Origin of the sequence: Polynucleobacter sp. AP-Ainpum-60-G11 (genome assembly GCF_018688375.1) — a bacterium.
GTDB lineage: Bacteria > Pseudomonadota > Gammaproteobacteria > Burkholderiales > Burkholderiaceae > Polynucleobacter.
The window spans coordinates 14415-28789 of sequence record NZ_CP061318.1; the positions used below are offsets into that span (position 1 = coordinate 14415).

16 protein-coding genes and 1 tRNA gene are annotated in these 14375 nt (G+C 46.0%); 13 read left to right on the plus strand and 4 right to left on the minus strand.

Annotated elements, in window-relative coordinates; genetic code table 11:
* Window position 1 precedes the first annotated feature (1 nt).
* The 12 genes from FD971_RS00070 (at window position 2) to priA (ending at window position 11641) form a co-directional block, all read left to right on the plus strand.
* Entirely contained in the window at window positions 2-889 is an 888-nt protein-coding gene (locus tag FD971_RS00070) for a ParB/RepB/Spo0J family partition protein (protein WP_215334136.1), read from the plus strand.
* Between the two features lie 68 nt (window positions 890-957).
* Window positions 958-1452: an ATP synthase subunit I gene (locus FD971_RS00075; RefSeq protein ID WP_215334137.1), complete on the plus strand. Its 495-nt coding sequence runs from the start codon at window positions 958-960 to the stop codon at window positions 1450-1452.
* Between the two features lie 39 nt (window positions 1453-1491).
* Window positions 1492-2367 carry a F0F1 ATP synthase subunit A gene (gene atpB, locus FD971_RS00080; protein WP_215334138.1) on the plus strand — a complete coding sequence of 292 codons (876 nt, stop codon included), beginning with the start codon at window positions 1492-1494 and terminating at the stop codon, window positions 2365-2367.
* Window positions 2368-2412: 45 nt separating this feature from the next.
* The gene (gene atpE / locus FD971_RS00085; protein ID WP_012357116.1) at window positions 2413-2679 is read left to right on the plus strand and encodes a F0F1 ATP synthase subunit C; all 267 of its coding nucleotides are present in this window, start codon (window positions 2413-2415) and stop codon (window positions 2677-2679) included.
* A 63-nt stretch (window positions 2680-2742) separates the two neighbouring features.
* Window positions 2743-3213, plus strand: coding sequence for a F0F1 ATP synthase subunit B (locus FD971_RS00090; protein WP_215334139.1), 471 nt, complete (start codon window positions 2743-2745; stop codon window positions 3211-3213).
* A gap of 1 nt (window position 3214) precedes the next feature.
* Complete coding sequence (locus FD971_RS00095; RefSeq protein WP_215334140.1) at window positions 3215-3751, plus strand: F0F1 ATP synthase subunit delta; 537 nt, start codon at window positions 3215-3217, stop codon at window positions 3749-3751.
* Between the two features lie 45 nt (window positions 3752-3796).
* The gene (gene atpA, locus FD971_RS00100; protein ID WP_215334141.1) at window positions 3797-5338 is read left to right on the plus strand and encodes a F0F1 ATP synthase subunit alpha; all 1542 of its coding nucleotides are present in this window, start codon (window positions 3797-3799) and stop codon (window positions 5336-5338) included.
* A gap of 17 nt (window positions 5339-5355) precedes the next feature.
* Entirely contained in the window at window positions 5356-6225 is an 870-nt protein-coding gene (gene atpG / locus FD971_RS00105; protein WP_215334142.1) for a F0F1 ATP synthase subunit gamma, read from the plus strand.
* Between the two features lie 55 nt (window positions 6226-6280).
* A complete protein-coding gene (atpD, locus tag FD971_RS00110; RefSeq protein WP_015420207.1) occupies window positions 6281-7681 on the plus strand; it encodes a F0F1 ATP synthase subunit beta in 1401 nt (466 codons plus the stop codon).
* A 21-nt stretch (window positions 7682-7702) separates the two neighbouring features.
* Window positions 7703-8119, plus strand: a complete 417-nt coding sequence (locus tag FD971_RS00115) for a F0F1 ATP synthase subunit epsilon (RefSeq protein ID WP_215334143.1) — start codon at window positions 7703-7705, stop codon at window positions 8117-8119.
* A gap of 9 nt (window positions 8120-8128) precedes the next feature.
* A complete protein-coding gene (gene hemE, locus FD971_RS00120; RefSeq protein WP_215335050.1) occupies window positions 8129-9247 on the plus strand; it encodes a uroporphyrinogen decarboxylase in 1119 nt (372 codons plus the stop codon).
* A gap of 264 nt (window positions 9248-9511) precedes the next feature.
* Entirely contained in the window at window positions 9512-11641 is a 2130-nt protein-coding gene (gene priA / locus FD971_RS00125) for a primosomal protein N' (RefSeq protein ID WP_215334144.1), read from the plus strand.
* Here priA and gcvH read toward each other — a convergent pair.
* Complete coding sequence (gcvH, locus tag FD971_RS00130; protein ID WP_215334145.1) at window positions 11638-12030, minus strand: glycine cleavage system protein GcvH; 393 nt, start codon at window positions 12028-12030, stop codon at window positions 11638-11640. The genes priA and gcvH overlap by 4 nt on opposite strands.
* A gap of 73 nt (window positions 12031-12103) precedes the next feature.
* Between gcvH and FD971_RS00135 the strand changes: the two genes are divergently transcribed.
* Entirely contained in the window at window positions 12104-12742 is a 639-nt protein-coding gene (locus FD971_RS00135; protein WP_371743042.1) for an MBL fold metallo-hydrolase, read from the plus strand.
* A gap of 33 nt (window positions 12743-12775) precedes the next feature.
* Here FD971_RS00135 and FD971_RS00140 read toward each other — a convergent pair whose 3' ends face one another.
* The 3 genes from FD971_RS00140 to FD971_RS00150 form a co-directional block, all read right to left on the minus strand.
* The gene (locus FD971_RS00140; protein ID WP_088526654.1) at window positions 12776-12961 is read right to left on the minus strand and encodes a hypothetical protein; all 186 of its coding nucleotides are present in this window, start codon (window positions 12959-12961) and stop codon (window positions 12776-12778) included.
* Between the two features lie 41 nt (window positions 12962-13002).
* Window positions 13003-14145: a fatty acid desaturase gene (locus FD971_RS00145; protein WP_251368632.1), complete on the minus strand. Its 1143-nt coding sequence runs from the start codon at window positions 14143-14145 to the stop codon at window positions 13003-13005.
* Window positions 14146-14226: 81 nt separating this feature from the next.
* Window positions 14227-14302 (minus strand) — tRNA-Arg (locus FD971_RS00150).
* Window positions 14303-14375: the final 73 nt, after the last annotated feature.

Genomic DNA, 14375 nt, shown 5'->3' on the forward strand with positions numbered 1-14375 from the left:
TATGGTTGTAATTAAGAAAAAAGGATTGGGCCGTGGCCTAGAGGCATTGCTCGGTGACAAGGCGCAAAAAGAAACCACAGCTGAGATTAATCGTTTGCCATTGACTGCTTTGCAAGCTGGCAAATATCAACCACGTCAGAAAATGGAAGTGGGCGCATTGCAGGAGTTAGCGGATAGTATTCGCGAGCAAGGTGTGATGCAGCCACTGCTAGTGCGCCTGGTTTCTCCTGGTAAATATGAAATTATTGCCGGTGAACGTCGCTTCCGTGCAGCAACATTAGCCGGCTTAAAAGAGGTGCCGGTTTTGGTTTCTGGTGCCAATGATCAAGCTGCTGCAGCTATGGCCTTGGTCGAGAATATGCAGCGCGAAGACTTAAATCCGCTGGAAGAATCTCAGGGTCTCGCAAGGTTAATTGAAGAGTTTGGTTTTACGCATGAGCAGGCGGCAAAAGCGGTGGGTAAATCACGCAGTGCTGTAACTAATTTATTGCGCTTAAATCAACTGGCAAAACCAGTGCAAGCCATGCTTTTAGCGGGCGATATTGATATGGGTCACGCCCGCGCTTTATTGCCTTTGCCTGGAGCAAGTCAGGTAGCTTTGGCGCAAAGAATTGCTGCTCAAGGACTGTCGGTGCGAGAGGCTGAAAGAATGTCGACTGCCCTGGCGCTTGCCGGAGGTCAAATTGGGGACAAAAAAGCCAAAACCCAGGCTGAAGCAGGTGCGCCAAGCCGGGATCCGGATATGCGCCGTTTGACCCAAGAAATTGCTGATTTGATAGGCTTAAATGCAGAATTTAAGTTCAAAGGCAAAGGCGGAGAGCTCAGGATTCGGTTCAGCCAATTTGATGAGTTGGATTCTTTGTTGAAAAAGCTGGGCGTTGAGGCTTAAAAGTCTCTAAAAATGACCCTAAAACATTTGACCTATTGCAGTGCACACATTAAACTCACGGGGCTAAATTGATTCCTCAAAAAAATCAATTTTCTGAGGCAAATGGCTGGGATGAGCCCGAAGAAGAGGTCTATCGGGTTTTAAGTAAAGAGGAAATGGCTGCATTGCAAGCAAGCAATGCAGTTAAACACCCCCCACTGTCGCCCTGGAGAATTTTGGCTGCGCAAGTGGCCGTTACCGTGCTCAGCATGGTGATTTGGTCAATTTTTGGGGAGCCGGTAGGGGTAAGCCTTTATACTCAGTCGGCCTTTTTAGGTGGTTTAATAAGCGTCTTGCCGTCAGCCTTGTTTTTATCCAGGCTTGAGATGGCTAAAAAGACGAAAATATTGAACCCAGGGAATTATTTGGCGGCATTGGTTTCAGGCGAATTTATCAAAATCGTCGTGACATTGATGCTGTTTATAGGGATTGCGTATTGGGTCCCGGGGGTGCTTTGGGTCCCATTGTTGGTGACTTATGTGCTTGCCCTCAAGTGTGTGTGGCTGGCGTGGTTGTGGCGCTAATAGTAATAAATGAGATTGAACCAAAGGACTAGTTAAGAGATGTCTAGCGAAGTAAACCAAGCCCACGCGGCAGCCGAGCAAATGACGCCAACAGCGTACATTTCTGAGCATTTACAAAACCTCAACAATTCAGGTGGACCACAGACGTCCATTATCGATTTCAGCATCATCAATTTAGACACCATTTTTTGGGCATCCCTCATGGGCTTGCTCACTGTATTTATTTTGTTGATTGCAGCGCGTCGCGCAACTCCAGGTGTGCCAGGCCGTTTCCAGTGCTTTATTGAAATGATTGTTGAGATGGCTGAGACACAATCGAAGAGCATTGTTCATGGTGACCGCTCTTATATCGCCCCACTCGCTCTATTCGTATTCTTCTGGATCATCCTCCTCAATACCTTGGACTTAGTCCCAGTGGATTGGGTTTTGGGTGTAAACCACTTTATTGAGAGTTTTGGTGTTCATGTGCCGCACCATAAGGTTGTTCCTACAACCGATCTAAATGCGACCATGGGCATGTCCATGTCTGTTTTGCTTTTAGTTTTCTTTTACAGCTTCAAAGTAAAAGGTTTTGGCGGTTTCCTGCACGAGCTGGTTTCTGCCCCGTTTGGCGCGAAGTGGTACTTAGCCCCATTCAACCTCGCTTTGAACATCATCGAATATCTTGCTAAAGGTGTTTCTTTGGGAATGCGACTGTTCGGCAATATGTACGCCGGTGAGTTGGTTTTCCTGCTGATCGCATTGCTTGGTAGTGTGTGGACATTTAATTTAGATTTATCCCTGTTCGGATTGGTGGGCCATGTTATTGCTGGATCAGCTTGGGCCATCTTCCACATTTTGGTTATTTTGTTGCAAGCCTTTATTTTCATGATGTTGACCTTGGTTTACATCGGGCAAGCGCATAGCCATCACTAAGATTTTTATTTTTAACTTATCTCTTTAACTTCAGGAGTCAGCAACATGCAACAATTTCTCGCAAACATTCAAGGTTTCACAGCAATCGCTATCGGCATCATCATCGGCCTCGGCGCGATCGGTGCTTGTTTAGGTATTGCATTGATGGGCGGTAAGTACATCGAAGCTTGTGCACGTCAACCAGAATTGATGGAGCCACTCCAAACTAAGATGTTCCTTTTGGCTGGTTTGATCGACGCTGCGTTTTTGATCGGCGTTGGTGTTGCAATGTTGTTTGCTTTCGCAAACCCACTGCTCGCAGTTATTAAGTAATTGTTTTGGCGTGGATGACCACCGGGTCATCCAACCGTTCTCAACAATACTGAAAGGAATATCGTGAATCTGAACGCGACCCTATTCGCGCAAATGATCGTTTTCTTCGTCTTATGGTGGGTTGTTGCACGCTTTGTGTGGCCACCGCTGGTTAAGGCGTTAGATGAGCGTTCAAGCAAAATTGCTGACGGCTTAGCTGCTGCCGAGCGCGGTAAAGAAGCGCTCGCTTTAGCAAGTAATGAAGCAGAGCAAGAATTAAATAAAGCACGCCAAGAAGGCGTGCAGCGTGTTGCAGAAGCAGAAAAACGTGCACAAATGTCCGCTGAAGAAATTCGCGTCAATGCACAAGCTGAAGCAGCCCGCATTATTTCTCAAGCTAAGCAAGATGCAGACCAGCAAGTTACTCGAGCACGTGAAGTATTGCGCGCTGAAGTCGCTGTGTTGGCTGTTAAAGGTGCCGAGCAAATTTTGCGTCGTGAAGTTGATGCAAAGGCCCACGGCACATTGCTAGATCAACTAAAGGCAGAACTTTGATATGGCTGAATTAGCCACGATTGCACGCCCTTATGCTGAAGCGCTTTTTCAAAGCGCTAAGCCTGCTGAGCTTGCTACTTGTTTAGAGCAGTTAAATGAATTGGCGCAGCTTGCTGCATTGCCAGAAGTTGCTGCTTTATCAAACAACCCTAAAGTATCTGCAGATGATTTAAGCAAATTGCTTTCTGGCATGGTGAAGACAAAGCTAGACGGCAAAATGGCAAGTTTTTTAAGCCTTGTAAATCAAAACCATCGCTTATCTGCTATTCCTGAAATTGCGCGTCAATTTGAGGCAATGAAGAATCAGAGTGAAGGTGCAGCAGAAGTAATGATTACTAGCGCATTCCCATTAGAGGGTTCCGCGCTGAAAGATTTGTTGTCAAGTTTGAAGAAGCGCTTTGGGGGTAAAGAATTGCGCCCAACTATTCAAGTAGATCCTGCGTTGATTGGCGGAGTTCGCATTCAAGTCGGTGATGAAGTATTGGATAGTTCAGTTAAGGCACAGTTAGCTCAAATGCAAGCAAGTCTTGGCGCATAAGTTATCCCTATTAAGAACATACGAAATAAGACCCAGGAGTAAGTAATGCAACTCAACCCTTCCGAGATCAGTGAACTGATCAAAAGCCGAATTAGCGAAATGGGTGTTGATTCCCAACTTCGCAACGAAGGCACTGTAATTTCAGTGACCGACGGTATTTGCCGCGTACATGGCTTGTCTGGTGTTATGCAGGGCGAAATGTTGGAATTCCCTAACAACACAATTGGCCTCGCATTGAACCTTGAGCGTGATTCAGTTGGTGCTGTGGTGTTGGGTGAGTACACCCACATTAAAGAAGGTGATCCAGTTAAATGTACTGGCCGTATTTTGGAAGTTCCAGTTGGCCCAGAGTTGCTCGGTCGCGTTGTAAACGCACTCGGTCAGCCGATTGATGGCAAAGGCCCAATCAATACTAAGTTAACAGACTTTATCGAAAAAGTTGCTCCGGGCGTTATCGCTCGTCAATCCGTTAGCCAACCAGTTCAAACTGGTTTGAAGGCGATTGATGCGATGGTTCCAATCGGCCGCGGTCAGCGCGAGTTGATCATTGGCGACCGTCAAACAGGTAAGACAGCAGTTGCGGTTGACGCGATCATTAACCAAAAAGGTAAAGGCGTTTATTGCGTTTACGTTGCGATTGGTCAAAAAGCTTCTACTATTGCTAACGTTGTTCGCAAGCTCACAGAGCTTGGCGCAATGGAATACACCGTGGTTGTAGCAGCGAGTGCTTCTGAGTCTGCAGCGATGCAGTACCTCTCAGCATACGCAGGTTGCACAATGGGCGAATACTTCCGTGACCGTGGTGAAGATGCATTGATCGTTTATGACGACTTAACAAAACAAGCTGTTGCATACCGCCAGATTTCTTTGCTCTTGCGTCGCCCACCAGGCCGCGAAGCTTATCCTGGCGATGTGTTCTATCTCCACTCACGTTTGCTGGAGCGCGCAGCTCGCGTAAGCGCTGACTACGTTGAGAAATTTACAAATGGTTCAGTAAAAGGTAAGACAGGTTCATTGACTGCATTGCCAATTATTGAAACTCAAGCAGGTGACGTTTCTGCATTCGTTCCAACCAACGTGATTTCGATTACTGACGGCCAGATCTTCTTGGAAACCGACTTGTTTAATGCGGGCGTACGTCCTGCGATTAATGCTGGTATTTCAGTATCACGTGTTGGTGGCGCAGCTCAAACTAAAGTCATTAAGAAATTGTCTGGCGGTATTCGTACCGACTTAGCGCAGTATCGTGAATTGGCAGCGTTTGCTCAGTTCGCTTCTGACCTTGACGAAGCAACCCGTAAGCAGTTAGAGCGCGGCCGTCGTGTTACAGAATTGTGTAAGCAAGCTCAGTACAAGCCTTTGCAGGTTTGGGAAATGGCTGCGTCACTCTATGCTGTTAACAATGGCTACTTTGATGACCTCGAAGTGAAGAACGTATTGCCATTCGAAAAAGGTTTGCAAGATCACTTGAAATCTAAATATGCGGATTTAATTGGCCGTATTGAAGAGACTAAAGATTTGAGCAAAGATGACGAAGCTGCTTTGCGTGCTGCAATTGAGGATTACAAGCGTTCAGCCTCTTTCTAAGAGGGCTCGCATAAATCATGGCAAGCACAAAAGAGATACGATCTAAGATCAAGAGCGTGCAAAACACGCGCAAGATCACGAAGGCAATGGAAATGGTCGCCGCATCCAAGATGCGCCGCGCCCAAGAGCGCATGCGTAATGCGCGTCCATATGCTGAAAAAATTCGTGAGATTGTTGCCAATCTTTCCAAAGCAAATCCTGAGTTCCGCCCTGCTTACATGGCAACTCGCGAAGTGAAGAAAATTGGCACGATATTGGTTACAACAGACAAAGGTTTATGCGGTGGTTTAAATACCAACGTACTGCGTTTGATTGCAAACCAAGTGCGCGATATGGAAGGCAGCAACATTGGCATTGAATACACTGCCATTGGTTCTAAAGGCCTCCAGTTTTTAAATCGCTCAAAAGCAAAACTGATTTCTCAAACAATTCAAATTGGCGATACGCCACATATGGATGTTTTGATTGGCGCAATTACTGCCCAATTGGAAGCGTTTGAGCGCGGCGAAATTGATGCCGTTTACTTGGCATATACCCGCTTTGTAAACGCAATGAAACAAGAGCCTGTTTTAGAAAAACTCTTGCCTTTGGAGTCGGCTGCATTAACTCCAGAAGAGAAGGCGGGAAATTCTTGGGATTACATCTACGAACCAGATGCAGAGTCCATTTTGAATGGCCTGCTCAAGCGCTATGTAGAAGCAATGATTTATCAAGCGGTTGCTGAGAATATGGCTTCAGAGCAATCTGCGCGAATGGTCTCTATGAAGGCCGCTTCAGATAATGCGAAGAATGTAATCGGCGAATTGCAATTGGAATACAACAAAACACGACAGGCTGCTATTACAAAAGAGTTGTCAGAGATTGTTGGCGGAGCGGCTGCTGTTTAAGCGGTCAGCGTTTAGGAATACGAAAGAATTCAGGAATTAAAAGCGGAGAAATGCGATGAGTAACGGAAATATCGTGCAGTGTATCGGTCCAGTGGTGGACATTCAGTTCCCACGCGACAAAATGCCAAACATTTATGATGCGTTGACATTAGTTGATAGCGGCGAAAAATCATTTGCTGAAAAAGGTTTGACCTTTGAGGTACAACAACAGATCGGTGACGGCGTAGTTCGCGCGATTGCCATGGGCGCAAGCGATGGTTTGCGTCGTGGTATGGAAGTGAAATCTACTGGCGGTCCAATTTCTGTTCCTGTTGGCCCAGCAACATTGGGACGCATCATGGACGTTTTAGGACGCCCAATTGATGATGCAGGTCCTATTGCCACTGAAGAGCGCCGCGCTATTCACCAGCCAGCACCAAAGTTTGATGAACTCTCTCCTTCCGTTGACTTGTTAGAAACCGGTATTAAGGTTATTGACTTAGTTTGCCCGTTTGCAAAAGGCGGTAAGGTTGGCTTGTTCGGTGGTGCGGGTGTTGGTAAGACCGTAAACATGATGGAATTGATTAACAACATCGCTAAGCAACACTCAGGTTTATCTGTGTTTGCTGGTGTTGGTGAGCGTACTCGTGAAGGTAATGACTTCTACCACGAGATGAAAGAATCTAACGTTATCGACAAAGTGGCAATGGTGTTCGGTCAGATGAACGAGCCTCCAGGCAACCGTTTGCGCGTTGCGTTGACTGGTTTGACGATGGCTGAAGCGTTCCGTGATGAAGGCCGTGACATTTTGTTCTTCGTTGACAACATCTACCGTTACACACTCGCAGGTACTGAGGTATCAGCGTTGTTAGGTCGTATGCCTTCAGCTGTGGGTTATCAACCTACTTTGGCTGAAGAAATGGGTAAGTTGCAAGAGCGTATTACATCAACTAAGACTGGTTCCGTTACATCTATTCAGGCCGTTTATGTTCCTGCGGATGACTTGACCGATCCGTCACCAGCAACAACCTTCTTACACTTAGACTCCACAGTTGTGTTGTCACGTGATATTGCTGCTTTGGGTATCTACCCAGCGGTTGATCCATTGGATTCAACCAGCCGTCAGCTTGATCCACAGGTGGTTGGTCAAGAGCACTATGAAGTAGCTCGTGAAGTTCAGATGACATTACAGCGTTACAAAGAGTTGCGCGACATTATTGCTATTTTGGGTATGGACGAGCTGTCACCAGAAGACAAATTAGCTGTGTCACGTGCACGTAAGATTCAGCGTTTCTTGTCCCAGCCTTTCCACGTTGCTGAAGTATTTACTGGTTCACCAGGCAAATACGTTCCATTGAAAGAAACTATCCGTGGTTTCAAAATGATTTGCAGCGGTGAATTGGATCACTTGCCAGAGCAAGCGTTCTATATGGTGGGTTCAATTGATGAAGCCATCGAGAAAGCTAAGAAGCTTTAATCGAACTCATCTAGGGAAATTATGTCAACCATACGCGTCGATGTAGTAAGTTCTGAGCAATCTATTTTCAGCGGTGAAGCCAAGTTTGTTGCGCTTCCCGGTGAGAATGGTGAGCTCGGTATTTTGCGCGGCCACACACCTTTGATTACACGTATTCGTCCAGGTTCAGTTCGTATTGAAAAAGCTGATGGTGATGAAGAGTTTGTATTCGTAGCAGGTGGCTATTTAGAAGTGCAGCCTGACCATGTCACCGTACTAGCAGATACCGCTATTCGTGGACATGACCTTGATGAAGCTAAAGCTAACGAAGCTAAGAAACGCGCTGAGGAAGCAATGCAAAATCGTGGTACTGACTTTGATATGGCTTTAGCTCAATCAGAATTTGCAATGGCGGCAGCACAGCTTGCGGCAATTGCACGTTTCCGTCGTAAAAAGTAAGAGCCGGCCATCTCCTTGTTGTTAAATGACCGGTTTTTAAAAGCCTGCTTGGGCGAAGCGGTTGATCAAACACCGCTTTGGCTCATGCGCCAAGCGGGTCGCTACCTTCCAGAATATAACGCTACTCGAGCTAGGGCTGGTAGTTTTTTGGGGCTCGCAAAGAATCCTGCATATGCTACCGAGGTAACGCTCCAACCCTTGGATCGTTACCCATTAGACGCAGCAATCTTATTTTCAGATATTTTGACCATCCCCGATGCAATGGGCTTGGGTTTGAAATTTACTGCTGGCGAGGGGCCTAGTTTTGATAATCCCCTTCGTACAGAAGAGGCGGTGAAAAAATTACGCGTTGCGGATATGGATCAGCTCAAATATGTTTTTGATGCTGTGTCTGAAATTCGTAAAGCACTTATTCAAGATGGTAAGCAACGCGTTCCATTGATTGGCTTCTCCGGAAGCCCATGGACATTAGCTTGCTACATGATTGATGGTTCTGGCTCTGATGATTTCCGTCATGCCAAGACGATGATGTTTAGTCGCCCAGATTTACTAGAACATATTCTGGAGATAAACGTACAGTCAGTAGCCGCATATTTGATTGAGCAGGTAAACGCTGGCGCGCAAGCGTTGATGATTTTTGACACCTGGGGAGGACTGCTTCCCGACGGCTGGTATCAACGCATGTCTTTGGCAGCAATGCAAAAAGTAATTGCACTATTGCCGCGTGAGCATGGGGGCCGCAAGATCCCAATCATTATGTTTACTAAAGGCGGCGGGATTTGGTTGAATGACATGGCGCAAATTGGCGCGGATGTAATTGCAATCGACTGGACTATGCGTTTAAGTCGTGCCCGTAAGCAGCTGTTGGATATTAAAAAGCCTCTGGCACTGCAGGGTAATTTAGACCCGCTGATTTTGTTTTCAGAGCCAAAGCAAATCTCGGCCGCTGCCGATTTGCTTTTGACTGATTTGGCAGGCGCCCCCGCACTAAAACAGGGCTTGCATTCTCTGGATGGCCACATCTTTAATCTTGGTCATGGTATCAATCAATTTACCCCACCAGAAAGCGTAGCTGCACTTTCTGAGACGGTGATATCTAGGTCAAAAGCCCTGCGAGCACAGCAATAAACACAAGTAATTGCTAACTTAGCCAAATATTTTGGTAAAAGTTATGCACAGAAATGTGCAAAATAAAAAATACAGTGAGATTCGTAAGAATTATGAACTTTCACCTTTAGTAATCGATATAAGCCTTTGATTTATATAATAGATTATTAAATTACCACTTTTCTATTCAAAAGAACAGTCCGATAGAATGACTATAGAAATATAAAAAAGCCAATGATATCCACAGACTTATCCACAGGGTAAGACAGAAAAATTCAATAAATAATGCCTCAGCCCATCGTTGTCCAGGTAGTAATAGATAAGCCATTAGCCCAAGGCTTTGACTATCTATGGGATGCTGAAAAATTAGGCAAACTACCAGAAATTGGGAATGTAGTGGAAGTCTCTTTTGCTGGATCTAGGGTAGTCGGTATTGTAATAAAAGTAAGTGATCACTCCGAATATGATTTAGCAAAGCTTAAATCCGTTGAGCAGCTTGCGCCACTGCCTGCATTTGATCCGGCCCTGTTGCGCCTGATGAATTTTGCAAGTCATTACTACATCCACGCTTTAGGCGAAACCATATTGCCCGTCATTCCACAAATGTGGAAGAAGGCAGAAAACTGGGAAAAAATCCCCAAAAAATTGGAATCTGCTGAAAAGAAAATTAAGAAAAATGCTGATGAGCCCGAAGAGGGATTAATTACGCAAGATCAATTAAACCCGAATCAAAAAAATGCATTGCAAGATTTGCTAAGCAGCAAAAATAGTAAAAATCAATTTAGAGCTGTCCTACTGCAAGGTCAAACAGGCAGTGGAAAAACTGCCGTCTTTCTCAATTGGCTAGCAAGCATCCTGCGTGATGAAAGCGCCCAAGTACTTTTGCTGGTGCCGGAGATCAATTTAACCCCACAATTGGAAAGACGCGTAAGAGCTTACTTCCCAGATAAAAAAATGGCTGTACTCCATAGCGGTGTCAGCGAAAAGAAAAGGGGTATTGCCTGGTATGAGGCAATGACAGGCAGTGCGCAAATTATTCTAGGAACAAGGTTGGCGGCTTTGACGCCGATACCAAACTTACGTGCCATCGTAGTAGATGAGGAGCATGACGCATCTTATAAGCAGCAAGATGGAATACGTTACTCAGCAAGAGATTTGGCAATTTGGCGCGCCCATGATCAAAGAGTTCCCATCCTCTTATCTTCAGCAACACCATCATTAGAAACTTGGCTGGCAGCACAGTCAGGTCGTTACGAATATATTCGTCTTGATCAGCGTGCGCAGGGAGCTAGCTTGCCACGCGTGCATCTCATTAATACGCGAGATCCACAAAATCAATTTAGCCCAGGCGATGAGAATGCGCCAAAGGAAAAAAGCCTCATCACCAAAACACTGGCTAATGCGATTAGCAAATCACTCGCAGAAAATAAGCAGAGCCTCATTCTGATTAATCGGCGTGGATATGCTCCAGTGTTGAGTTGCACAGCCTGCAATTGGTTATCAAAATGCAGTCAGTGCTCTACCTATACTGTGATGCATAAGGCAGGCGCCTTAGGAAGGCGATCCGTATTAAGTTGTCACCACTGCGGATTAGTAAAGTCGATTCCACAGTTTTGCTCAGACTGCGGGAATGCAGATTTAAAAACCTTGGGCCATGGCACGCAAAAGTTAGAAGATGCTATAGAGGCAATGTGGCCAGAAGCAAGAGTGCTCAGAGTTGACACAGACTCCAGTAAAAAGAGCAAAGGCGCGGAAGCACTATTTCAAGAGATACACGAGGGAAATGTAGACATTGTTGTTGGTACTCAAATGATTGCCAAAGGACATGACTATCAGAACATAGGATTAGTTGCAGTATTAGATGCTGATAGTCGACTGTACTCAGCCGACTTCAGGGCGGCAGAAAGATTATTTGCCCAGTTAGTGCAGGTGGCTGGACGTGCAGGAAGGTCTGGCACGCAAGGTGAAGCGGGCGGCGATATTTATATAGAAACTCAATATCCAGAGTCGCCTGTATTCCAGTATTTATTAAGGCACGATGTAGATGGTTTTTTAGCGTTTACTGCGAGCGAGCGAGAAGAGGCAAAGCTGCCACCCTACTCTTATCAAGCCCTTATCCACGCAGAAGGCAAAAGCCTCGATAAGGCGATTCAGTTTTTAAATCAGCTAAAAGCAAGCATGAAAAACAGGGGCATGATTACTAAAGAGTTAAAGGTCTACGACCCCGTACCCAAGCCGGTGATGCGAGTTGCCGGCTCAGAGCGTGCCCAATTACTTATTGAGTCCGCAAACCGCAAGGCACTGCAAGAGGCGCTTGAAATGATTGATCAAGAATTGCGCCAAGATTCAACTGGAAGAATCAGTAAGATATCCCGTATTCGTTGGCTGATAGAACGTGATCCAATTGCTATTTAGGCGCCAGGACCTGATTCATACTGCGCAAGTGACAGCAATGCACTGAGATCGGAGGTCAAAGAATCTACCGATGTTGGCTTAATTTTAAACAGCCAAACTGCATAAGGTTTTTCATTGATAATCTCGGGGCTGGCATCCATCTCATCATTGAGAGCGATGATCTCGCCACCAATAGGTGCATGAATGTCACTCGCCGCTTTAACAGACTCGATTGCTGCAATAGCTTCGCCCGGCTTTACTTGCTGCCCTATTTTGGGCGCTTGAAAAAACATGACATCACCTAAAGCTTCTTGTGCATGATTGCTAATGCCTACCCACACTAGCTCATCATCTTCGATGCTAGCCCACTCATGCGTTTCTGCAAATTTAAATGTATCTTGTGTTTTCATTGTGTATCCTGTGAGAGCTATTCTAGCTTCTTTGCCATAAACAAGTGGCCGATTAACTTATGCGTTTTTATTTATGCCGATCAAATTAGGAATTGTTCCCGTTACCCCATTCGAACAAAACTGTTCTATCTTAGTTTGCCAAGAAACTGGTGATGCAGCAGTGGTAGATCCTGGTGGAGATCTAGATAAGATTTTGGATGGCGTTAAGCAGCTAGGCGGTACGATTAAAAAGATTTTATTAACCCACGGCCATCTAGATCATTGTGCTGCAGCCAAGGATTTATCTGATCAATTGGGTGTACCTATTGAAGGCCCACAAATTGATGAACGGTTTTGGTTGGATCAATTGCCTGAGCAAACTATACGCTTTGGCTTTGGCCATGCAAAAGCATTTCTACCTACACGCTGGTTAGAGGATGGCGATCATGTACAAGTGGGGAATGTGGACCTAGAAGTTTTGCATTGTCCGGGCCATACACCGGGACATGTTGTGTTCTTTGATAAAGAAGATCGTTTGGCCTTGGTGGGCGACGTGCTTTTTGCGGGCTCAATTGGAAGAACGGATTTCCCTCGTGGCAATCATGCCGACTTAATAAATGCCATTAAGACAAAGCTATGGCCGCTAGGCGATGATGTGGAGTTTGTGCCTGGTCATGGACCTATGTCCACATTTGGTAAAGAACGACAAACAAACCCCTACGTTGGGGATTGATCAAGCTGGAGTTGGTAAAGCCTAATTGAGAAATTAGGTTTTTGCTGAACCGGTGCGGTGTGTGCGGTTATATAAACAGCTTGCACAAATCCAGCGTTGTTTGCGATTGCTTGTCGGAATCCAGGTGCCACCTTCCAGACGCTTTTCGCGACTGCATGAAGAGCAAAACTTAAGGCTCTGAGAGGTTTCTTGGGGAGCAGCTGGAGTCGAGGTAGTCATGGGCAATCCGGGTAAGCCAAATCTTGTACAGAGGATCTATTTTACCCGTTTTGTCCCGCTGGGGCTGGGCTCAGCACAACTCGAACGGATTCAGCGGTTTTATTGCCATCAAAATCGAGCCAAGCCTTGTTTTCGAAGTCATACAGCTTGCATTTGCGAGCTGTATCGAAATACCAGGCCCAAGAGAACTTTTGTACAAAAATACGCTCTGGAAGGATGGTTTCGAGGGTATTTTGGGCCTCTTGGAGACGGTATAGGGGAACGCTCATGTCCACATGGTGGGCAGTATGCTCCATGATGTGGTGCATTAAAGAGCCCCAAATCCAATTAAACGTTAAATGCACTGTGGTCGATACAAAAGGCTGGGCGCGTAACCACTCAGATTTTTTGTCATACCAAGAGACTTTTGGATGGGTATGATGAACATAGACAACAAAGCCAATCATGCCGTTCCAGAACAAGAAAGGGACGGCAAAGCCAGTAATTAAACCAAGCCAAACTGATTGTCCCGTTGCTAGTGCTCCTGCAATCAGGCAGCCTATCCAGATGATGGCAAAACCAGTTACCAGTAAATTGTCTTTAAGGAAAATGGGACGATCGCCAGGTTTGTTCTTGGCGTTGGGGAAGTACTCGCGTCTCCACCAGATTTCAATGAGGTAGTAGAAAACAGGGCCCCAGCCGCTGCGGTACAGGCGCTCTAAGGCTTTGCGCCATGCTGGCAAAGCATCAAACTCTGCCTTGGAAAGCGGGGCCCAAACAAAGTCAAAGCCCTTGAGGTTGGTTTGACCATGATGAACCACGTTGTGGCCTACATCCCATAAGCTATATGGGGTTAAGGACGGTAAGAAGGCAATGCGACCCAGAACCTTATTGAGTTCGCGGTGCGGGGTATAGCTCTGGTGGCAGGCATCGTGACCCAAGATAAAGATGCGGCCAGTAACAAATCCGGCAACCAAGCCCAAGATAATTTTGATCAGGATGCTTTCAACAAAAATAGTGCCGGCAATACAGGCGAGCCATAAAACGGCATCAAATGCGAGAAGCGCGATTGCTTTTGCTGTTTCTCCTTGAGCCATAGGGATCAGCCAGCTACGAATAACTTTTCGGTGTGGCAACGGAAGATCAGGAGCCAAAGGATTGGCCATAGATGGTTCGGAGAGTGCAGAATTTAGATGATTTGACATGATAAGAATCAATAAGTTAGGTGCAAATGATAGCCTTTTTCACGAATTTACGCATGATATAGGTCAAAAAACCCCCTGTTTTGGTGCGCCCGGCAGGAATCGAACCTGCGACCCTTGGCTTCGGAGGCCAATACTCTATCCACTGAGCTACGGGCGCCAGTAGGAAATTCGCTAACTACGCTATTGTAAGTGCCTATATCCCCCACGGTCTCGTTATAATCACGGCAAAG